The organism is Streptomyces ortus (genome assembly GCF_026341275.1).
GTDB lineage: Bacteria > Actinomycetota > Actinomycetes > Streptomycetales > Streptomycetaceae > Streptomyces > Streptomyces ortus.
On sequence record NZ_JAIFZO010000002.1, the window covers coordinates 5765962 to 5787900 of the forward strand.

General features: G+C 70.3%; 14 protein-coding genes. 11 read left to right on the forward strand and 3 right to left on the reverse strand.

Translation table 11 applies throughout. The features are described from left to right. Positions 1-126: 126 nt before the first annotated feature. From leuS to holA, 9 genes are all read left to right on the forward strand, one after another. Positions 127-3009 carry a leucine--tRNA ligase gene (gene leuS, locus K3769_RS28880; protein ID WP_267029192.1) on the forward strand — a complete coding sequence of 961 codons (2883 nt, stop codon included), beginning with the start codon at positions 127-129 and terminating at the stop codon, positions 3007-3009. 238 nt (positions 3010-3247) lie between these two features. Further along, a complete protein-coding gene (locus K3769_RS28885) occupies positions 3248-4093 on the forward strand; it encodes a hypothetical protein (protein ID WP_267029193.1) in 846 nt (281 codons plus the stop codon). Positions 4094-4165: 72 nt separating this feature from the next. Beyond that, positions 4166-5011, forward strand: a complete 846-nt coding sequence (locus K3769_RS28890) for a DegV family protein (RefSeq protein ID WP_267029194.1) — start codon at positions 4166-4168, stop codon at positions 5009-5011. 592 nt (positions 5012-5603) lie between these two features. Then, positions 5604-6407: a ComEA family DNA-binding protein gene (locus K3769_RS28895; RefSeq protein ID WP_267029195.1), complete on the forward strand. Its 804-nt coding sequence runs from the start codon at positions 5604-5606 to the stop codon at positions 6405-6407. After that, positions 6404-9043, forward strand: coding sequence for a ComEC/Rec2 family competence protein (locus K3769_RS28900; RefSeq protein ID WP_267029196.1), 2640 nt, complete (start codon positions 6404-6406; stop codon positions 9041-9043). Before K3769_RS28895 ends, K3769_RS28900 begins: the two co-directional genes overlap by 4 nt. 4 nt (positions 9044-9047) lie before the next feature. Next, positions 9048-9875 carry an arylamine N-acetyltransferase family protein gene (locus K3769_RS28905; RefSeq protein WP_267029197.1) on the forward strand — a complete coding sequence of 276 codons (828 nt, stop codon included), beginning with the start codon at positions 9048-9050 and terminating at the stop codon, positions 9873-9875. Between the two features lie 172 nt (positions 9876-10047). Next, on the forward strand, positions 10048-10926 hold the full coding sequence (locus K3769_RS28910; RefSeq protein ID WP_267029198.1) for a YceI family protein: 879 nt from the start codon (positions 10048-10050) through the stop codon (positions 10924-10926). A 79-nt stretch (positions 10927-11005) separates the two neighbouring features. Further along, positions 11006-11251 (forward strand): hypothetical protein, encoded by a 246-nt coding sequence (locus K3769_RS28915; protein WP_267029199.1) that lies wholly within the window; start codon positions 11006-11008, stop codon positions 11249-11251. A 91-nt stretch (positions 11252-11342) separates the two neighbouring features. Beyond that, the gene (gene holA / locus K3769_RS28920) at positions 11343-12329 is read left to right on the forward strand and encodes a DNA polymerase III subunit delta (RefSeq protein ID WP_267029200.1); all 987 of its coding nucleotides are present in this window, start codon (positions 11343-11345) and stop codon (positions 12327-12329) included. A 289-nt stretch (positions 12330-12618) separates the two neighbouring features. Here the strand turns inward: holA and rpsT are convergent, their stop codons facing one another. Beyond that, a complete protein-coding gene (gene rpsT, locus K3769_RS28925; RefSeq protein ID WP_107016309.1) occupies positions 12619-12885 on the reverse strand; it encodes a 30S ribosomal protein S20 in 267 nt (88 codons plus the stop codon). Positions 12886-13142: 257 nt separating this feature from the next. Between rpsT and lepA the strand changes: the two genes are divergently transcribed. Continuing rightward, a complete protein-coding gene (lepA, locus tag K3769_RS28930) occupies positions 13143-15017 on the forward strand; it encodes a translation elongation factor 4 (protein ID WP_267029201.1) in 1875 nt (624 codons plus the stop codon). Between the two features lie 252 nt (positions 15018-15269). After that, the gene (locus tag K3769_RS28935) at positions 15270-17156 is read left to right on the forward strand and encodes an AMP-dependent synthetase/ligase (RefSeq protein WP_267029202.1); all 1887 of its coding nucleotides are present in this window, start codon (positions 15270-15272) and stop codon (positions 17154-17156) included. Between the two features lie 45 nt (positions 17157-17201). Here the strand turns inward: K3769_RS28935 and K3769_RS28940 are convergent, their stop codons facing one another. Together K3769_RS28940 and K3769_RS28945 are read right to left on the reverse strand one after the other, a co-directional pair. Beyond that, on the reverse strand, positions 17202-17786 hold the full coding sequence (locus K3769_RS28940) for a response regulator (protein ID WP_267029203.1): 585 nt from the start codon (positions 17784-17786) through the stop codon (positions 17202-17204). An 18-nt stretch (positions 17787-17804) separates the two neighbouring features. Continuing rightward, complete coding sequence (locus K3769_RS28945; protein ID WP_372515060.1) at positions 17805-21887, reverse strand: HAMP domain-containing protein; 4083 nt, start codon at positions 21885-21887, stop codon at positions 17805-17807. Positions 21888-21939: the final 52 nt, after the last annotated feature.

Sequence of the window (21939 nt, forward strand, 5' to 3'; positions counted from 1 at the left end):
GCCGCGCTGATCACACCCGGTCGTCGGAAATCCGCGACCGGCATCGGCGCGGCGCCCCCTCCTGTGCGAGGGGTTTTTTCATTTCCTGAGCCGCTGGCAGAGACGATCGATGGAGCTTTGAGGATCATGAGCGAGACGAACACCGCTGCCTCCGAGGTGGCAGCGCCGCACCGCTACACGGCCGCCATGGCCGAGCAGATCGAGGCACGCTGGCAGGACGTATGGGACGCCGAGAACACGTACGCGGCACCCAACCCCAAGGGTGAGCTGGCCGGCGACCCCGAGCTGGTGGCCAGGCCCAAGAAGTTCATCATGGACATGTTCCCGTACCCCTCCGGTTCGGGGCTGCACGTCGGCCACCCGCTGGGCTACATCGCCACCGACGTCTACGCCCGGTACCAGCGGATGACCGGCCACAACGTCCTGCACACGCTGGGCTTCGACGCTTTCGGCCTGCCCGCCGAGCAGTACGCCGTGCAGACCGGCACGCACCCGCGGGTGTCCACCGAGGCCAACATCGCGAACATGAAGGTCCAGCTGCGCCGCCTGGGCCTGGGCCACGACAAGCGCCGGTCCTTCGCGACGATCGACCCGGAGTACCACAAGTGGACGCAGTGGATCTTCCTGCAGATCTTCGACTCCTGGTACGACACCGAGGCCGGCCGGGCCCGTCCGATCGCCGAACTGGTCGCGCTGTTCGAGAGCGGTGAACGCGCGCTGCCCGGCGGACGTATCTGGAGTGAGCTGTCTCACGCGGAGCGCGCCGACGTCCTGGGTGAGTACCGCCTGGCGTACGCCTCCGAGGCGCCCGTCAACTGGTGCCCCGGCCTGGGCACCGTCCTGGCGAACGAGGAGGTCACCGCGGACGGCCGCTCCGAGCGCGGCAACTTCCCCGTCTTCAAGGCCAAGCTGCGCCAGTGGAACATGCGGATCACTGCTTATGCCGACCGCCTCCTGGACGACCTGGACGCGCTGGACTGGCCCGAGGCCATCAAGCTGCAGCAGCGCAACTGGATCGGCCGCTCCGAGGGTGCCCGCGTCGACTTCCCGATCGACGGCGACGCCATCTCCGTCTTCACCACCCGCCCGGACACCCTGTTCGGCGCCACCTACATGGTGCTGGCCCCCGAGCACCCGCTGGTCGAGAAGTTCACCCCGGCCGCCTGGCCCGAGGGCACCCACGACGTCTGGACGGGCGGCCACGCCACCCCCTCAGAGGCCGTCGCCGCCTACCGCGCGCAGGCCGCCTCCAAGTCGGACGTCGAGCGGCAGGCCGAGGCCAAGGACAAGACGGGCGTCTTCATCGGCTCGTACGCGACCAACCCGGTCAACGGCGAGCAGGTCCCCGTCTTCATCGCCGACTACGTACTGATGGGCTACGGCACCGGCGCGATCATGGCCGTCCCCGCGGGCGACCAGCGCGACTTCGAGTTCGCGCGCGCCTTCGAGCTGCCGATCCGCTGCGTGGTCGAGCCCACCGACGGCCGCGGCACCGACACGTCGACGTGGGAGGACGCCTTCGGCTCGTACGACGCGAAGATCATCAACTCCGCGAACGGCGACATCTCGCTGGACGGTCTGGGCGTCACCGAGGCCAAGGCGCGCATCACCGAATGGCTGGAGGGCAAGGACGTCGGCCGCGGCACCGTCAACTTCCGGCTGCGCGACTGGCTGTTCAGCCGCCAGCGCTACTGGGGCGAGCCCTTCCCGATCGTCTACGACGAGGACGGCATCGCCCACCCGCTGCCCGAGTCGATGCTGCCCCTGGAACTGCCGGAGGTCGAGGACTACTCGCCGCGCACCTTCGACCCGGACGACGCGAACACGTCTCCCGAGACCCCGCTGTCCCGCAACGAGGACTGGGTGAACGTCGAGCTGGACCTGGGCGACGGACGCGGCACGCGCGCGTACCGCCGCGAGACCAACACCATGCCCAACTGGGCCGGTTCCTGCTGGTACGAGCTGCGCTACCTGGACCCGCACAACTCCGAGAAGCTGGTCGACCCGGAGATCGAGCAGTACTGGATGGGACCGCGCGAGGGGCAGCCGCACGGCGGCGTCGACCTGTACGTCGGCGGCGCCGAGCACGCCGTACTGCACCTGCTGTACGCGCGCTTCTGGTCCAAGGTGCTGTTCGACCTGGGGCACATCTCGTCCTCGGAGCCGTTCCACAAGCTGTACAACCAGGGCATGATCCAGGCCTTCGTGTACCGCGACAGCCGTGGCATCGCCGTACCGGCCGCCGAGGTGGAGGAGCGCGACGGCTCCTACTACTACGAGGGCGAGAAGGTCTCCCGGCTGCTGGGCAAGATGGGCAAGTCCCTGAAGAACGCGGTCACTCCGGACGAGATCTGCGCCGAGTACGGGGCGGACACCCTGCGCCTGTACGAGATGGCGATGGGTCCCCTGGACGTGTCGAGGCCGTGGGACACGCGCGCGGTGGTGGGCCAGTTCCGGCTGCTGCAGCGGCTGTGGCGCAACGTGATCGACGAGACCACCGGTGACGTCACCGTCGTCGACGTCCCGGACGCCGACATCGACGCGGACACCCTGCGCGCGCTGCACAAGGCGATCGACGGCGTGCGCCAGGACCTGGAGGGCCTGCGCTTCAACACCGCCATCGCCAAGGTCACCGAGCTGAACAACCACCTGACGAAGGCGGGCGGCCCCCTCCCGCGGACCGTGGCCGAGTCGCTGGTGCTGCTGGTCGCGCCGCTGGCCCCGCACATCGCCGAGGAACTGTGGCGCAAGCTGGGCCACACCGACTCGGTCGTCCACCGGGACTTCCCGGTCGCCGACCCGGCGTACGCCGTCGACGAGAGCGTGACCTGCGTCGTCCAGATCAAGGGCAAGGTCAAGGCGCGCCTGGAGGTCTCCCCGTCGATCTCGGACGAGGAGCTGGAGAAGGTGGCGCTGGCCGACGACAAGGTGGTCGCGGCGCTGGACGGGGCGGGCATCCGCAAGGTGATCGTGCGGGCGCCGAAGCTGGTGAACATCGTTCCGGCGTAGGGCGTAGGGCGTAGGGCGTAGGGCGTAGGGCGTAGGTACGGAGCATCGGTGTCGTAGGTACGGAGCATCGGTGTGAGGTAGGTGACGACCGGGCGGCGGTCGTCGGCGCGGGTCGGTGCGCCGCTCGGGGTCTTCCCCTACGGGCAGGTTGAGGGTTCTGCTGGAACCCTCAACCTGCCTTTTCCGTTTACGGTGAAAGAGCCCGCACGCACTGGACGCAGCACCCGAGAGGACCGTCATGGAAGCCGTGGTCGCCATCGTGGCGGTGATCTTCTTGCTGTTCGTGGCACTGGGCGTGTACGCCACGGTGAAGGTGGTCGGCGCCGCGAAGCGGGGCGTGGACCGCACCGTCGCACAGGCCCGCCGCACGGTGGAGGACTCCACCCTCAAGGCGAAGACCTTCGCCCAGCCGGGATCCCTGGGGCAGCTCGCCCAGCTGCGTCTCTCGCTGCGCACGTCGATGCGGGCCACCCAGGAGGCGCTGCAGGCGGGCGTGGGCGAGGACGGGTCGCTGAAGGAGTCGATGGCGCTCTTCGACCGCCTCAGCGCGCACGGCCATGAGCTGGACGGCGAGTTGAAGCGGCTGGAGCGCGAACCGGACAGGGCGCGCCTCGCCGAGCGGCTGCCCGCGCTGCGGGAGCGCACCGAGCAGATCACGAAATCCGCCGACGCGCTGCGCTGGGCGGCGCGCGACCGCGCCCAGCGTTTCGGCGGCGACGACCTGGAGTCGCTGAGCACACAGATCGACATGGAGGCGGGCGCGCTACGGCACTGGACGACGGAGCCGTCGCCCACCGGGACGAACGGTTCGCCGACCGGGTCCGCCACCGGGTCCGGGTCCGCGACCGGGTCCGGGTCCGCGACCGGGTCCGCGACCGGTTCGTCTTCTCGGCCGGGCGCAGAGCCGTCCTCGTCGGCGCCGCCGTGGCCGGAGGCGCCGAGTGCCGCCGCCGACCAGCAGACCTGGCCGGACAACCCCGATGCGCGCAGGGCCGAGGAGCCCACCAGGGCGGCGATCGACGCGCCCAGGCAGCGGGCCGCCTACCCTTGGGAGAAGAAGCCCCGCCCCGAGAGCACGACTTGATACCGCCGGTCCGGCAGGGGGCGCCAGGGGCCGGGCTGCCCTCCACGTCCACCGACAGGTAACCTCCAGCTCATGTCCCGCCATGTCGCGATCGTCACCGATTCAACGGCCTACCTGCCGCCCCGGACGATGGAGCGCCACGGCATCACCGCGGTGCCCCTGACCGTGGTCCTCGGCGACCAGGCACTCGAAGAGGGCACCGAGATCTCGGCCCGCTCCCTGGCCCTGGCCCTGCAGAAGCGGCGGTCCGTCACGACCTCCCGGCCCAGCCCTGAGGTCTTCGCCCGGACCTACCGCCGCGTCGCCGAGTCCGGCGCCCCCGGCATCGTCTCGCTCCATCTGTCCTCCGAGTTCTCCGGCACCTATGACGCGGCGGTCCTCGCCGCCCGCGAGGCTCCCGTGCCCGTCCGTGTCGTGGACACCGGCATGGTCGCGATGGCCCTCGGCTTCTGCGCGCTTGCCGCCGCCGAGTCCGCGGAGGCGGGCGGCACGGTCGACGAGGCGGTCACGGCGGCGGAGAAGCGGGCCGCAGGCACCTACGCCTACTTCTACGTCGACACCCTCGACTATCTCCGCCGGGGCGGCCGGATCGGGGCGGCGCAGGCGTTGCTCGGCTCCGCGCTGGCCGTCAAACCGCTGCTCGAACTGGACGGCGGGCGCATCGAGCTGCGGGAGAAGGTGCGCACCGCCACCAAGGCGATCGCCCGCCTCGAAGAGATCGTGGCCGACCGGGCGGGGAGCGCCCAGGTCGACATCGCCGTCCACCATCTCGCCGCCCCCGACCGCGCCTCGGCACTCGCGGAGCGGCTGAGGGTACGGGTTCCAGGGCTGGCCGACCTGCATGTGAGCGAGGTCGGAGCGGTGATCGGGGCGCACACGGGGCCGGGGTTGCTGGGGGCGGTCGTGTCGCCCCGGTGAGGGGTGGTCTTCGGCATGCCAGTGCGCCTGTGGGCCTGTGCGCCTGCATGCCTGCATGCCTGCACGCAGGCACCCCGGCGAGTGGCGGAGTTATCCACAACCGGGTGGTAATCCCCGGGAATTGAGCAAGATCATCGCGGATGCGGTGTCGTGCCCGATTCTCGTGACATGTCACTTCGATCAGCTTCACGGACCACGACAGCCACCAGCGGACCGGGCCGCGGCCCGGCCTCCGACGTGCGTACGCGACACCGCCGCCGGTCCCACCTCGGCGCGCCCCGACGACGCCGCGAGGCCTCGGCGGAGACGCTGCGCCTGCGCGCGGAGACCCTCTTCGCGCCGGAACAGGACAGGGTGCGAGGGGAGTTGCGGCACGGGCCGCCCGTGGAATGGGGCGAGGGCGACGCTCAGGGGTGCGAGGAGTCGCAGCTGTGCGAGGAGCCCGCATCGGCCGGCGACCGACTACGTACCTTGTCGGGTTCGGGGCGGAGGGCCCTGGGGCGGGGGCGGGGGCGAGGGCGGGGCGGCGGGAGCATTCGAGGACGCCGACGAGGCCGCTGACGAAGGTGTCGGCGAAGGTGCCGGCGAGGTCGTGGACGAGGTCCGGGCCGCTCCCGCGTGGCGGGTGCGGGCCGGGCTCGCCGTCCGGGAGCGGATGCCGCTGTGGCTCCAGTCCAGGTGCGGCCTTGAGCGCCGGAGCGTGGCCGCGCTCGCTGTGGTGCTGGTCGTCGCGGCGGCCCTCGCCGCGCAGCACTTCTGGGCGGGGGGAACCCAGCCGGTGCGGGCCCCGGAGATCGTACGGGCCGCGGTTCCGTACGGGGAGGAGGCGAACGCGGCCGGGCAGAAGACGGCGGCCGGAACCTCCGCAGCCGCTGCCGCCGATGCCGCCGGGGCGCCCGAGGGCGCGGCCCCCACCGCACTCGTGGTGGACGTCAGCGGCAAGGTGCGGGAGCCGGGTGTCCATCGGCTGCCGGCCGGTTCCCGGGTCGCCGACGCCCTGAAGGCCGCGGGCGGGGTGCGCCCGGGCACGGACATCGGAGGCCTCAACCGCGCACGGTTTCTGGTGGACGGTGAGCAGGTGGTGGTCGGGGCGCCGTCGGCGGCGGGGCCGGGAGCGGCGGGGGTACCGGGAGTCCCGGGCGCGGGCGTTGCGGGGGGTTCGGGTTCGGCTGTTGTGGGTCCTGGTGGGGCCGCCGCCCCGGTCACTCCGGTCGCCCTCAACACGGCCACCCTGGAGCAGCTGGACACGCTGCCGGGTGTCGGCCCTGTGCTGGCGCAGCACATCATCGACCACCGCAGTCGGCACGGCGGCTTCCGCTCGGTGGACGAGCTCCGCGAGGTGAACGGAATCGGCGACCGCCGTTTCGCCGATCTGCGGAATCTCGTACGGCCATGAGGGGCCCGACCGTAACGCATCGGCCGGCCGTGCACGTGGACTCCGACAGCCCGCTCGGTGCCGCGCATCCCCGGCAGGAGGGCCCGACGGATCTGCGGCTCGTCCCACCGGCGCTGGCGGCGTGGGCGACGGCGGCGGTGGCGTTGGACGCACCGCCGGGGTGGGTCGCGGGCGTGGTCGCGCTCTGCGTGGCCGCGGCGGGGCGTCTCCTGCTCGCGCGCCGCGCCCCCTTGCGCGCCGCGCTGCCGTCTCGGTCGATGCGGGCGTCCTGGTCGAAGTCGTCCCTCGCGGCCGTGCTGCTCTGTGTCGCGGCCTCGGCGGCCTCCGGTGGGTTGCACGGCGCGGATCTGCGCAGGGGGCCGATCCCGGAGTCGGCGCGACGGTTCGACCGGGTGACCGCCGAGGTGGAGGTCACCTCGGACCCACGGCTCACCCGCCCCCGGATCAGGGGGAATCACGCCGCGCCGACGGCGATCCTGCTCGACGCCGAGGTCAGAAGGGTCGAGAGGCCGGACGGGACGATGACGCGCACGCGCACGCCGGTACTGCTGATCGTGGACGCTCGGCAGAGGAAGCGGCCGTGGGCGGAAGCGGGCCCGAGGGCGGAGGGGGCGGAGGGGGCGGAGGGAGCGGCTCGGGAACGAGCCGGCTCGACCTGGCTCTCCCTCCTCCCCTCCACCCGGCTCAGGGTGATCGCACGGGTCGCGCCTCCGCTCGGCGGCGGGGACCGGATCGCGGCGGTGCTCCGGGTACGCGGCAGCGGGCCGCCGGAAGTGGTCGGCCAGCCGTCCGCCACGCAGCGGTTCGCCGGGGAGTTGCGGGCCAGGCTGCGGGCGGCGACCGACGGGCTGGAACCGGACGCGCGGGCGCTGCTGCCGGGCCTGGTGGTCGGGGACACCTCCCGGATCACACCGGAGCTGGACGAGGCGTTCAGGGCGACCGATCTCACACACATCCTCGCTGTCAGCGGCGCCAACTTCACAATCGTGCTCGCCCTGCTCATCGGGCCGCCGGGCCGGGCCCAGCGGATCGAGCGCCGGGGGCTGGCGCCCCGGCTCGGTCTGCCGTTGCGGGCGACCGCCCTGTGCGGCGGCGCGCTCACGCTCGGCCTCGTCATCGTGTGTCGTCCGGACCCGAGCGTGCTGCGGGCCGCGGCCTGCGGGTCGATCGCACTGCTGGCCATCGCCACCGGCCGCCGCAGATCACTGATCCCGGCGCTGGCCACGGCGGTGCTCGTGCTGGTGCTGTACGACCCGTGGCTGGCCCGGAGTTACGGTTTCCTGCTCTCCGTGCTCGCCACCGGCGCCCTGCTGACGCTGGCCCCGCGGTGGAGTGCGGTGCTCCGTGGGCGCGGGATGCCGTCGCGGCCGGCCGAGGCGCTGGCGGCGGCGGGCGCCGCCCAGGTGGTGTGCGCGCCGGTCGTCGCCGTCCTTGCGGCGCGGGTCAGTCTGGTGGCGGTGCCGTGCAACCTGCTCGTGGAGTTCGCGGTCGCGCCGGCCACGGTGCTGGGTTTCGCGACGCTGGCCACGGCTCCCTGGGCGATGCCGGTCGCGAAGGCGCTGGCGTGGTGCGCGAGTTGGCCCGCCGGATGGATCGCGGACATCGCCCGGGCGGGTGCGGCTCTGCCGGGCGGAGGCATGGACTGGCCGGGAAGCTGGACGGGGGCACTGCTGCTCGCCGGTGCGATGACCGCCCTCGGGTTCGTCGGCCGCAGGCTGCTGCGGCATCCCTGGCTGAGCTGCGCCTGCGGAGTGCTGCTCCTGCTTGTGCTGGTGCAGCCGCCGCCTCTCACCCGGGTGATCACGGGGTGGCCGCCGCCGGACTGGCGGTTCGCGATGTGCGACGTGGGCCAGGGCGACGCGATGGTGCTCGCGGCGGGCGACGGCAGTGCGGTGGTGGTGGACGCGGGGCCCGACCCGGCACTCGTCGACCGGTGTCTGACGGCGCTCGGCATCACGCGGGTCGCTCTCGTCGTACTGACCCACTTCCACGCGGATCATGTGGCGGGGCTGCCGGGTGTGCTGCGCGGGCGTTCGGTGGGCGCGATCGAGACGACGGGCCTGGAGGAGCCGCTGGACCAGGCCGAATTCGTCCACCGGCAGGCCGCGGTCCGGCACATTCCGGTGACACGGGCGCTGGCGGGGGAGCGGCGTCGTACGGGCGGACTCGACTGGCAGGTGCTGTGGCCGCCGCCGAGCCGGGCCCCGGGGGCAGGGCCGGCGCCGGGGCCGATACCGATACCGGGGCTGGAGCCGGGACCGGTGCCGGAGGGGCCGAACGACGCGAGCGTCACCCTGCTCGTCCGGTCGGCCGGGCTGACGATGCTGATGCTCGGGGATCTCGAACCACCGGCTCAGCGGGCCCTGTTGAGATCACCGGCCGGGGCGGCCCTGAGGTCCGTGGATGTGCTGAAGGTGGCTCATCACGGTTCGGCGAACCAGGATCCCGACCTCATACGACGGGCGGCGCCACGCCTCGCGCTCATCTCGTGCGGCGCCGACAACCCCTACGGACATCCGGCACCCAGCACGACGGCAGCACTGGAAGCAGGGGGCGCGCAGGTGCTGCGCACCGATGTGGACGGGGCGGTAACGGTGGGAGGAGGAGACGAGCACCTGCTGATCACGCGAGACTGAAGGCATGAAACCCGCACAGGTCGATGCCTACCTCCGCCGGATCGGCGTCACCCACCCCGCCTGGCCCACCGCCGACGTCCTCCGTGAACTGCAGTTGCGACACCTGCTGACCGTGCCGTTCGAGAACCTGTCGATCCACCTCGGTGAGGAGATCGCGCTGGAGGAGAAACCGCTCCTGGACAAGCTGGTGGGCGCCCGCAGGGGCGGCTTCTGCTACGAACTGAACGGGGCCTTCGGCGCGTTGCTCAAGGCGCTGGGCTTCGATGTGACGCTGCTCGCGGGGCGGGTCTACGGGGAGGAGGAGCGGCTCGGGATCCCGTACGACCATCTGGCTTTGCGGGTGCGGACGGTGGACGGGGGCGACTGGCTGGCCGACGTCGGGTTCGGGGCGCACAGCCACTACCCGCTGGCCTTCGGGGAGCGGGGGGAGCAGACGGATCCGGCGGGCGCGTTCCGGGTGATCGTGGCCGGGGCGGATCCGGCCGGGGTGCGCGGGAGCGCCGGGGAGTTCGGGGACCTGGAGGTGGTGCGGGACGGCAGGTCCCGGTACCGGCTGGAGACACGGCCGCGGGTGCTCGGGGACTTCGTGGCCGGGGCCTGGTGGCACAGCACCTCGCCGGCGTCGCACTTCGCCCGGTCACTGGTCTGCTCGCGGGTCACGGAGGACGGCGGGCGGGTCACGCTCAGCGGGCGCACCCTCACGGTCACGGACCCCGGCGGCGGAAGGACGACGGCGGATCTCGTCTCGGACGAGGAGGTGCTGGAGGCGTACAGGAAGCGGTTCGGGATCGTGCTGGAGCGCGTCCCGGTGGTCCGGAAAAGCGGCGGCTGAGGGAGGAACAGAAACGGAACGGCCAATTCGGGCTACTCGTGTGTAGTACCAGCACATGCGCTGGTTTACTGCGATGTAGTCGTCTGTTGCCTCGAAAGTCGCATCGGTGGTCGAATACCTCTCCGACAACAAGTGCTTTCACAGCGTGTGTTGACGCGAGGGTGGGTCGCAGATGGTCGGCAGCTGGCTGGGGAACCGTACGAACCGGGCGCAGGCGGGCGGTCTCGGCCCGGTGCCGTTGCCGGAGGGCGCCGGTGTGCTCGGCTGCCGGGTGCTGGATCCGGCGAACCAGCCGGTGTTGGACGCGGAGTTCCTGGTCACGGATGCCGCGGGGCGCAGAGTGGTCGGCGGGGAGCTGGATCCGTTCGGGTCCTTCCTGGTGACGGTCCCGGCCGGTGAGTACCGCCTCGCCGTGTCCGCCGAGGGGCACGCTCCGTACCGGGCGAACGTCACGGTGCCGGCGAACGAGGTGGCCGCGCTCAGCGACGTGCGGCTGCCTCCCGCGCAACCACCCGCGTTACCGGCGCCGGGGGACTGGGAGATCGAGCCGACCCATTCCTCGATCGGCTTCACGGCCCGGCATATCGGGATGGCTCGGGTGCGGGGGAGATTCAACACCTTCGCCGGGATAGTACGGGTGGCCGAGAACGTGCAGCAGTCGGCGATGCACGTGGTCATCGACGCGGGGTCGATCGACACCAACGTCAGGGCGCGGGACGGGCATCTGAAGTCGGCGGACTTCCTGGACGTGGACCGGTTCCCGACGGTGGAGTTCTACAGCGACCGGTTCACGCACCGGGGCGGCAGCCGGTGGGGGGTCGCCGGGGCGCTGTCGCTGCACGGGGTGACGCGGACGGTCACGCTCGACACGGAGTATCTGGGGGTGGGCAACGGCACGGAGGGCGAGGTGCGGGCGGCCTGCCGGGCCAGTGCCGAGTTGCGGCGCGACGACTTCACGATGAGCTGGCAGTCGATGCTGGCACGGGGCATCGCCATGGTCGGGACGAGTATCACGGTCGATCTGGACATACAGATCGTTCCCAAGGGCTGAGCCGGACCGAGGGCCACTGGTCGCCGGCTGCCGGGTGCCCCCGGTGCGAGGCGTGGTCCCAGTGCCGGAAAATGGCCGGGTGAGCGACGTGAGACATGTACTGGTGCTGCCCGACCGCGATGCCGCGCACGAGGCGGCGGAGGCGCTCGGTGAGCAGTTCGCACTGGACGAGGAGCCCCAGCTCGTACGGGACGCACTGGCCGGTGAGGACGATGCCGAGGACGCGCAGTGGCTGCTCGTGCTGCGCGACGAGAACGAGCGGCTGGACGCGCGGGAACTGGACGAGTTCGTGAGGGAGTGGGACGGCTGGCGCGAGGAGCCGTAGGGATGCCGACGCCGTAGAGGGGGCGCGTGGGGGGCGCGGCCCCGCGGTGGGCGCGGGCCCGTTGTCGGTGGTGCGTGGGATGCTGGGCGCGATGGCCAGGAACTCTGCACAAGACAACCCGCTCGCTCCCGTCACGATCGCCGTGGGACAGGAGGACCTCCTGCTCGACCGTGCCGTGCAGGAGGTGGTGGCCGCCGCGCGCGCCGCCGACGCGGACACCGACGTACGGGACCTCACGTCGGACCAGCTGCAGCCGGGCACGCTCGCCGAGCTGACGAGCCCGTCGCTCTTCGCCGAGCGCAAGGTCGTCGTGGTGCGGGGCGCGCAGGATCTGTCGGCGGACACGGTCAAGGACGTGAAGGCGTACCTGGGCGCTCCGGCCGAGGAGATCACCCTCGTGCTGCTGCACGCGGGGGGCGCCAAGGGCAAGGGGCTGCTCGACGCCGCCCGCAAGGTGGGGGCGCGGGAGGTCGCGTGCCCCAAGATGACGAAGCCGGCGGACCGGCTGTCGTTCGTGCGCGCCGAGTTCAGGGCGCTGGGGCGGTCGGCGACGGCCGAGGCGTGCCAGGCGCTCGTCGACTCGATCGGCAGCGACCTGCGGGAGCTGGCTTCCGCGGTGACGCAGCTCGCCGCGGACATCGAGGGAACGATCGACGAGGCCGTCGTCGGGCGGTACTACACCGGGCGGGCCGAGGCCTCCAGCTTCACGGTGGCGGACCGGGCGGTCGAAGGGCGGGCGGCCGAAGCGCTGGAGGCGTTGCGGTGGTCGTTGTCGACGGGGGTCGCGCCCGTTCTGATCACCAGTGCGCTGGCGCAGGGGGTGCGGGCGATCGGGAAGCTGTCCTCCGCGCGGGGTGGGCGGCCGGCCGATCTGGCGCGGGAGCTGGGGATGCCGCCGTGGAAGATCGACCGGGTTCGGCAGCAGATGCGGGGGTGGACGCCGGACGGGGTCGCTGTGGCGTTGGTGGCGGTCGCCGAGGCGGATGCGGGGGTGAAGGGGGGTGGGGATGACCCCGAGTACGCGCTGGAGAAGGCGGTCGTCACGATTGCCCGCGCGGCGCGGATGAGGCGGGGATAGTTGCTGTCCCTTGGGGGCTGCGCCCCCAGACCCCCATCGGCCTGAACGGCCTCGTCCTCAAACGCCGGACGGGCTGAAAAGCAGAAACACAAACCCCGGCCTCGCCCTGGAAGGGCGCGGCCGGGGCCCGGTTCACGCTGGGGACTCGTACCCGCGTGGCGAACGCAGTCGCGTACGAGTCGGGTGCCGGTCGGGAGCGGATGAGAGAGGGCCCGCTCAGGTCCTTCCGGCGTTCGAATCACTTCGAATCAAGTGAGTGCGGGGCCGTGGCCCGGTACTCGGCAGAGGTTCAGCCCTTGAGGGAGGCGACCTTCGAAGCAAGCGCCGACTTCTTGTTGGCGGCCTGGTTCTTGTGGATGACGCCCTTGGAGACGGCCTTGTCCAGCTTGCGCGAGGCTTCGCGCTGCGCGGCCGTGGCCTTCTCGACGTCACCCGCGGCAGCGGCCTCGCGGGCCTTGCGGATCGCGGTCTTCAGCGAGGACTTGACGGCCTTGTTGCGCAGCCGAGCCTTCTCGTTGGTCTTGATCCGCTTGATCTGGGACTTGATGTTCGCCACGAATGAGCCTTCTCAGGTTCAGGCGCACAAGACGGTACGTCTCACGACGGGACGTCCGGGGCGCCGGTGATTTCTCTTCTTCAAGGTGGTGCGTTTCCTGCGAGTCCCCTGCAGAGAAGGCAGGAGACACAGCTGCCCAGAGTAGCAGTCGCCCCGCTGACGGCCCAAACCGGTCGCACCTCGCCGCCCGTGGGACCATGGAGCCTACGTATCGATCCGACCCGAGGCGACAGGCGCCTCAAGAGACAGGACCCTGCGTGCCCGCGATCCCTAACAATGTGCCCGAGCCGAGCCGTACCGACCCGGCTCTGCTCCGCAACTTCTGCATCATCGCGCACATCGACCACGGCAAGTCCACGCTCGCCGACCGGATGCTCCAGCTCACCGGGGTGGTCGACGTGCGGCAGATGCGCGCTCAGTACCTCGACCGCATGGACATCGAGCGCGAGCGGGGCATCACGATCAAGTCCCAGGCCGTGCGGCTGCCCTGGGCCCCGACCTCCGGGGACGCCAAGGGCGACACCCACATCCTCAACATGATCGACACCCCCGGGCACGTCGACTTCACGTACGAGGTCTCGCGGTCGCTCGCGGCCTGTGAGGGCACCGTCCTCCTCGTGGACGCGGCCCAGGGCATCGAGGCCCAGACCCTCGCGAACCTCTACCTGGCGATGGAGAACGACCTCACCATCGTCCCGGTGCTGAACAAGATCGACCTGCCGGCGGCCCAGCCCGAGAAGTTCTCCGAGGAGCTGGCCAATCTCATCGGCTGCCAGCCGGAGGACGTGCTCAAGGTCTCGGCGAAGACCGGCGTCGGCGTGGACGCGCTCCTGGACCGGGTGGTGAGGGACGTACCGGCGCCGGTCGGTGTCGCCGACGCTCCCGCCCGCGCGATGATCTTCGACTCGGTCTACGACTCGTACCGCGGCGTGGTCACGTACGTCCGTGTCATCGACGGCCAGCTCAACAAGCGCGAGCGCATCAAGATGATGTCGACCGGCGCCACGCACGAGCTGCTGGAGATCGGCGTCTCGTCCCCCGAGATGACGCCGGCCGACGGCATCGGCGTCGGCGAGGTGGGCTACATCATCACCGGCGTGAAGGACGTCCGCCAGTCCAAGGTCGGCGACACGATCACCAGCAAGGACAAGGGCGCCACCGAGGCCCTCGGGGGGTACAAGGACCCGAAGCCGATGGTCTTCTCCGGTCTGTATCCGCTGGACGGCTCGGACTACCCCGACCTGCGCGAGGCGCTGGACAAGCTCCAGCTCAACGACGCGGCCCTGGTCTACGAGCCCGAGACCTCCGCGGCGCTGGGTTTCGGCTTCCGTGTCGGGTTTCTGGGGTTGCTGCACCTCGACGTCATCCGGGAGCGCCTGGAGCGCGAGTTCAACCTCGAACTCATCGCCACCGCGCCGAACGTGGTCTACCGCGTGATCATGGAGGACGGGAAGGAGCACACGGTCACCAACCCGAGCGAGTTCCCCGAGGGCAAGATCGACAAGGTCTTCGAGCCGGTCGTCCGGGCCACGATTCTCGCCCCCAGCGAGTTCATCGGCTCGATCATGGAGTTGTGCCAGACCCGCCGCGGCACCCTCCTCGGCATGGACTACCTCTCCGAGGACCGCGTGGAGATCCGCTACACGCTCCCCCTCGCCGAGATCGTCTTCGACTTCTTCGACAACCTGAAGTCCAAGACCCGCGGCTACGCCTCCCTGGACTACGAGCCCACCGGCGAGCAGGACGCCTCGCTGGTCAAGGTCGACATCCTGCTCCACGGCGACCGCGTCGACGCCTTCTCGGCCGTCACGCACAAGGACGCGGCGTACGCGTACGGGGTGCGGCTCGTCGCCAAGCTGCGCGAGCTCATCCCGCGCCAGGCCTTCGAGATCCCCGTGCAGGCGGCCATCGGCTCCCGGGTCATCGCCCGCGAGACCATCCGCGCCATCCGCAAGGACGTCCTCGCCAAGTGCTACGGCGGTGACATCTCCCGTAAGCGGAAGCTCCTTGAGAAGCAGAAGGAGGGCAAGAAGCGGATGAAGATGGTGGGCTCTGTGGAGGTTCCGCAAGAGGCCTTCATCGCCGTGCTCTCCAGTGACGACAGCGGCGGTGGCGGCAAGGGGAAGAAGTAGCCGTCAGCAACCATCGGGTGAAGCCCGAGAACGTGGGCCCGTCGTGCTGTCGCGCGGCGGGCCCACGGCGTTCGCGGACTGCCTCATTCCGGCCGTCCTCCGTAGGAAGTGACAGGCCGCCGCCTCTTACGCGCCGGGCGGACGGGCTTTAGTCTGATCACCACTCGACGTTACTCGCGAGTTAAACAACGACCGCTACTGAGCTAACCGCTACGAGCCAGTCACGCACTGTCGCGGGCCCCGGAGGATGTCGTGAGCGACACACAGACCCTGATCGAGAACCGTCCGCCGTCCGTGGCGGCCCTCTTCCTGGAGCGCGTGGCGGCCACGCCGGACGCCGAGGCGTACCGCTACCCGGTACCGGCGGCCTCGGGTGAGGGGCCCGACGAGTGGAGGTCGCTGAGCTGGGCGCAGGCGGCCGAGCGGGTCTACGCGATCGCGGCGGGCCTGATCGAGCTGGGCGTGCTGCCGGAGCAGCGCGTCGCGCTCGCCTCCTCCACCCGCGTCGAGTGGATCCTCGTCGACCTCGGCATCATGTGCGCCGGCGCCGCGACGACGACCGTGTACCCCTCGACCAAGTCCGACGAGTCGGCGTTCATCCTGTCCGACTCCGAGAGCAGGGTGCTGGTCGCGGAGGACGCGGAGCAGCTCGCCAAGGCGCGGGAGAAGCGCGCCGAGCTGCCCGAGCTCAGCCATGTCATCGTGATCGACTCCGCGGGCGTCGAGTCCGCCGGCGACGAGGGCGACTGGGTGATCGGCCTCGCCGAGCTGGAGAAGCGCGGTGCCGCGTACCTGGAGAAGAACCCCGACCTGATCAAGGAGAAGGTCGCGGAGATCACCAAGGACCGGCTCGCGACCCTCATCTACACCTCCGGCACCACCGGCCGACCCAAGGGCGTACGGCTGCCGCACGACAACTGGTCGTACATGGCGAAGGCCATCGCCGCGACCGGCCTCGTCGGCAAGGACGACGTCCAGTACCTGTGGCTGCCGCTCGCCCATGTCTTCGGCAAGGTGCTCACCTCCGGCCAGATCGAGGTCGGGCACGTCACCGCCGTCGACGGCCGCGTGGACAAGATCATCGAGAATCTGCCGGTCGTGCAGCCGACGTACATGGCAGCCGTGCCGCGGATCTTCGAGAAGGTCTACAACGGGGTCGCGGCCAAGGCGAGGGCCGGCGGCGGCGCCAAGTACAAGATCTTCCAGTGGGCGGCCCAGGTCTCCCGCGAGTACGCCAAGGCCACGCAGGACAACTTCCGCCGTACCGGCGTCGCCTCCGCGCCCTTCGCCCTCTCGGCCAAGCACAAGGTCGCCGACACGCTCGTCTTCGCCAAGATCCGGGAGGCCTTCGGCGGCAACCTCCGCGCCTGCGTCTCCGGCAGCGCCGCCCTCGCGCCCGACATCGGCTACTTCTTCGCGGGCGCCGGCATCCACATCCTGGAGGGGTACGGACTCACGGAGTCGTCCGCGGCCTCCTTCGTGAACCCCGGCGAGGCGTACCGCACGGGCACGGTCGGCAAGCCGCTGCCCGGCACCGAGGTGCGCATCGCGGACGACGGCGAGATCCTGCTGCGCGGCCCCGGCATCATGGACGGCTACCAGGGGCTGCCGGAGAAGACCGCCGAGGTGCTGGAGTCCGACGGCTGGTTCCACACCGGTGACATCGGCGAGCTGTCCCCGGACGGCTATCTGCGCATCACCGACCGCAAGAAGGACCTCATCAAGACGTCCGGCGGCAAGTACATCGCGCCCGCCGAGGTCGAGGGCCAGTTCAAGGCGGTCTGCCCGTACGTCTCCAACATCCTCGTGCACGGCGCCGACCGGAACTTCTGCACCGCGCTCATCGCCCTCGACGAGCCGTCGATCCTCGCCTGGGCCGCGGACAACGGCCTGGGCGGCAGGTCCTACGCCGAGGTCGTCGCCGCGCCCGCGACGGTCGAACTGATCGACGAGCACGTCAGGACGCTCAACGAGGGTCTGCAGCGCTGGCAGACCATCAAGAAGTTCAAGCTCCTCCCGCGCGACCTCGACATCGAGCACGGCGAACTGACCCCGAGCCTCAAGCTGAAGCGCCCGGTCGTCGAGCGCGAGTACAAGCACCTGATCGACGAGATGTACGCGGGCACGCGCGAGGCGTGACCGGCGCACTCTTTCTGCGGGTGCGGGTGCGGGTGCGGGGCGGGATCACAGGCCCCGCCCCCGCTGCATCTCGTGCAGCAGGTCCTCCATGTGGCGTACGTGCTGGTGCAGTTCGGCCAGGTCGGTCAGGCCGCCGGCCGTCACTGTGGTCTCGATCGCGTGCAGCCGCCGGGTGAGTTCGTCGAACTGCGCCTGCTCGCGGGCGAGCATCCGCTCCAGCTGCTGGTTCTTGCGGTGCAGATCGAGGAAGACGGTGACCTTGGCGCGCAGCACCCACGGGTCGAACGGCTTGGTGAGATAGTCGGCGGCCCCGGTCGCGTACCCGCGGAACGCGTAGCCGGCGTCGGAGTCCGTACCGGTCAGGAAGATGATCGGGACGTCCTTCGTCTGGTCGAGCCGCTTGATGTTCGCGGCGGTCTCGAACCCGTCCATGCCCGGCATACGGATGTCGAGCAGGACGACCGCGAACCGCTGCCGCAGCAGGGCCTTCATCGCCTCCTCGCCGGAACGGGCGCGTACGAGCGGTTCGTTGAGGGACCCCAGGACGGCCTCCAGCGCGATCAGATTGTCCTCCATGTCGTCCACGAGGAGAATGCTGGCGCGCTCGTCGGTCGATGCCTCAATGCTCATGGTGATCGATTGCCTGCCTCATTCGGTCGTCGGTGGGACGGCGGGTTCCTCCGATGTGCCGGCTCCGGCGGTGACGGTGGTGCCGGAGCCTTCCTGCCGCTGACCGTCCGTACCCTCCGGGTCCAGGAGGGCACAGACGACGGTCAGCAGTTGGTCGACGTCCACCGGCTTGGGTACGTAGTCGTTCGCACCGCGCGCGATGGACTTCTCACGGTCGCCCGGCATCGCCTTGGCGGTGAGGGCGACGATGGGAAGTCCGGCCCAGCGCGGGGTGCGGCGGATGACGGAGATGGTCTCGTAACCATCCATCTCCGGCATCATGATGTCCATCAGTACGAGTCCCACATCGGGATTGCGCTCCAGGGTCTCGATGCCCTCGCGGCCGTTCTCCGCGTACAGGACGGGCATGCCGACCCGGCCCAGGACGTGGGTGAGCGCGAAGACGTTACGGATGTCGTCGTCGACGATCAGCACCCGCCGCCCCGGCAGGACCTGGCCCGCACGGCCCGTCTTCCACGCCTCCAGTTTGGTGGGCGCGGGCCAGCTGTCGTCCTGGTCGTGGGCGGTGAAGGGTTCGGTGGACAACTGCTCCGGCAGGGCCCGGGCCAGGTCCTGGTCCTCGATGCCGGGTCCGGTCGGCAGATGGCCGGGGCTGACGACCGGCACGTACAGGGTGAAGGTGGAACCCTCGCCGGGCACGCTCTCGGCGATGATGCGCCCGCCCAGCAGACCGGCGATCTCCCGGCTGATGGACAGACCGAGGCCCGTGCCGCCGTACTTGCGGTTCGTCGTGCCGTCGGCCTGCTGGAACGCCTCGAAGATCACCGGCAGTTTCTCCGCCGCGATGCCGATTCCGGTGTCGGAGACCGCGAACGCGATGACGTTGTCGCTGCTCTCCCGGGTGAAGTGGGGCTCGGGGTTCTCCACGCGGCTGACGCGCAGTTCGACCCGGCCCGACGCGGTGAACTTGATCGCGTTCGACAGGAGGTTGCGCAGGATCTGCTGCAGCCGCTGCTCGTCCGAGAACATCTCGCGCGGCACGTCCTCGCCCACCTCGACCTCGAAGGTGAGGCCCCGGTCGAGGGTGAGCGGGCGGAACGTGGCGTGCACGTAGTCGAGCAGCTTGATCAGCGGCAGCTTCTTGGGGCGTACGTCCATCCGGCCGGCCTCGATCTTCGACAGGTCGAGGATGTCGTTGATGAGTTGCAGGAGGTCCGAGCCCGAGCGGTGGATCGTCGCGGCGAACTGCACCTCCTGGTCGGAGAGATGACCGTCCGGGTTGTCGGAGAGCAGCCGGGCGAGGATCAGCAGCGAGTTGAGCGGGGTGCGCAGCTCGTGCGACATGTTCGCCAGGAACTCCGACTTGTACTGGGAGGAGGTCGCCAGCAGGGCCGCCTTCTCCTCCAGCTCGGCGTTCGAGCGGCGCAACTCGGCCTGCTGCGACTGGAGTTCGTCGGACCGGTCCTGCAGCTGGATCGCCAGCCGCTGGGACTCGCCGAGCAGCGACTCCGTACGGGAGTTGGCGATGATGGTGTTGATCGCGACCCCGATGGTGTTCACGAACTGGTCGAAGAACGCCAGGTGGACGTCGGAGAAGCGGGAGAACGAGGCGAGCTCGATGACACCGAGCAGCTTGTCCTCGAAGAGGATCGGGATGATGACGACGCTCGCGGGCGCCGCCTCCCCGAGCCCGCTGTTGATCTTGATGTAGTCCGGCGGGGCCTCCTCCATCAGGATCCGCTTCTTCTCGCGCGCGGCCTGCCGCACGAGCCCGTGCACCGGCATGCTGCCCGTGTCGACCGTCGCGCTCTGCGCCGAACCGTATCCGGCGATGAAGGCGAGGCCCTTGGCGGGCACGGCAGTCTGCAGGGTGGCCTTGTCCTCCTCGGGGTCGGCCAGGAAGAAGGCGCCGAACTGCGCGTTCACGAGCGGCGTCAGCTCGCGCAGGATCAGGTCCGCGACCTCCATCAGGTCCCGGTGGCCCTGCATGAGGGCGGCGAGACGGGCGAGGTTCGACTCCAGCCAGTCCTTGGCGCGGGTGGTCTCGCGGAGGTTGGCCACCATCAGGTTGATGTTGTCCTTGAGCTCGTCGACCTCGCCCTGGGTCTCCACCGTGATGGAGCGGGACATGTCGCCCTGGGCCACCGCGGACGCCACCTCGGCGATCGCGCGGACCTGGGTGGTGAGGTTCGACGCCAGTTCGTTCACGTTCGTCGTCAGGCGCTTCCAGGTGCCGTACACGCCCTCGACCCGTGCCTGACCGCCGAGCTGGCCCTCGGAACCCACCTCGCGGGCCACGCGGGTCACCTCGGAGGAGAACGACGACAGTGTGTCCACCATGGTGTTGATGGTGGACTTCAGTTCCAGGATCTCGCCGCGCGCGTCGACGTCGATCTTCTTCGACAGGTCGCCCTGGGCCACCGCGGTGGCGACCTGCGCGATGTTGCGGACCTGCGACGTCAGGTTGTCCGCCATGTAGTTGACGTTGTCGGTGAGGTCCCGCCACACCCCGGAGACGCCGAGGACCTGGGCGCGCCCGCCGAGCCGCCCGTCGGTGCCGACCTCGCGGGCCACCCTCGTCACCTCGTCGGCGAAGGCGCGCAACTGCTCCACCATCGTGTTGACGGTGTCCTTCAGCTCCAGGATCTCGCCGCGCGCGTCGACGGTGATCTTCTTGGACAGGTCGCCGTTGGCGACGGCCGTGGTCACCTGGGCGATGTTGCGGACCTGTGAAGTGAGGTTCAGGGCCATGAAGTTGACGTTGTCGGTGAGGTCCTTCCAGACGCCGGAGACGCCGCGCACCTGGGCCTGACCGCCGAGGTTGCCCTCGGTGCCGACCTCGCGGGCGACGCGGGTGACCTCGTCGGCGAAGGCGGACAGCTGGTCGACCATGGTGTTGATCGTCGACTTCAGCTCCAGGATCTCGCCCTTCGCCTCCACCGTGATCTTCTTGCCGAGGTCGCCCTGGGCCACGGCGGTGGACACGAGCGCGATGTTGCGGACCTGCGACGTCAGGTTGTCCGCCATGAAGTTGACGTTGTCGGTGAGGTCCTTCCAGACGCCGGAGACGCCGCGCACCTGGGCCCGGCCGCCGAGGTTGCCCTCGGTGCCGACCTCGCGGGCGACGCGGGTGACCTCGTCGGCGAAGGCGGACAGCTGGTCGACCATGGTGTTGATCGTCGACTTCAGCTCCAGGATCTCGCCCTGGGCGCCGACGGTGATCTTCTGGCTCAGGTCTCCGTTGGCCACGGCCGTGGTCACCTGGGCGATGTTGCGGACCTGCGAGGTGAGGTTCGAGGCCATGAAGTTGACGTTGTCGGTGAGGTCCTTCCAGACCCCGGAGACACCGCGGACCTGGGCCCGGCCGCCCAGCTCGCCCATCGTGCCGACCTCGCGGGCGACGCGGGTGACCTCGTCGGCGAAGGCGGACAGCTGTTCGACCATCGTGTTCACGGTCAGCTTCAGTTCGAGCAGCTCACCGGTCGCCTCGACCGTCACCGTACGGGTCAGGTCGCCGCGTGCCACCGCCGTCGTCACCAGGGCGATGTCACGGACCTGGGCGGTCAGCCGGGACGCCATCGTGTTGACCGCCTCGGTCACGTCCCGCCAACTGCCCGACAGGCCGGTCACCTTGGCGCGACCGCCGAGGCGGCCGTCGGTGCCTACCTCCCGGGCCACCCGGGTGACCTCGCCGGTGAAGAGGGACAGCTGGTCGACCATCTTGTTCACGGCCCGCCCCAGGCGCCGCAGATCGCCCCGGAGCTGGCGGTTGCCGTCGTGCAGGTCGACGCGCTGGGTCAGATCGCCGCCCGCCACCGCGTCCAGGACGCGGGTCGCGTTGGCGGCCGGCGCCACCAGGGCGTCGAGCAGCTGGTTCACGTCGGTGATCCGGGTCGTCCAGTGGCCCTGGCCGGGGCTCGCGGCGAGCCGCTCGTCCAGCCGGCCGTGGCGCACGATCTCACGGCGGACGCGCTGAAGCTCCGCGTTGAAGTGCGTACTGCGGTCCAGGATCTGGTTGAAGACCATGCCCAGCTCGGCAACCATGTCGTGCCCCGTCGTCTCGGGCACCTTGCTGAAATCACCGTCCCGGGCGGACGTCATGGCGGCCAGGAGAGGGCGCAGATCCGATGCGCGAATCTGTCCGTCTCCGATC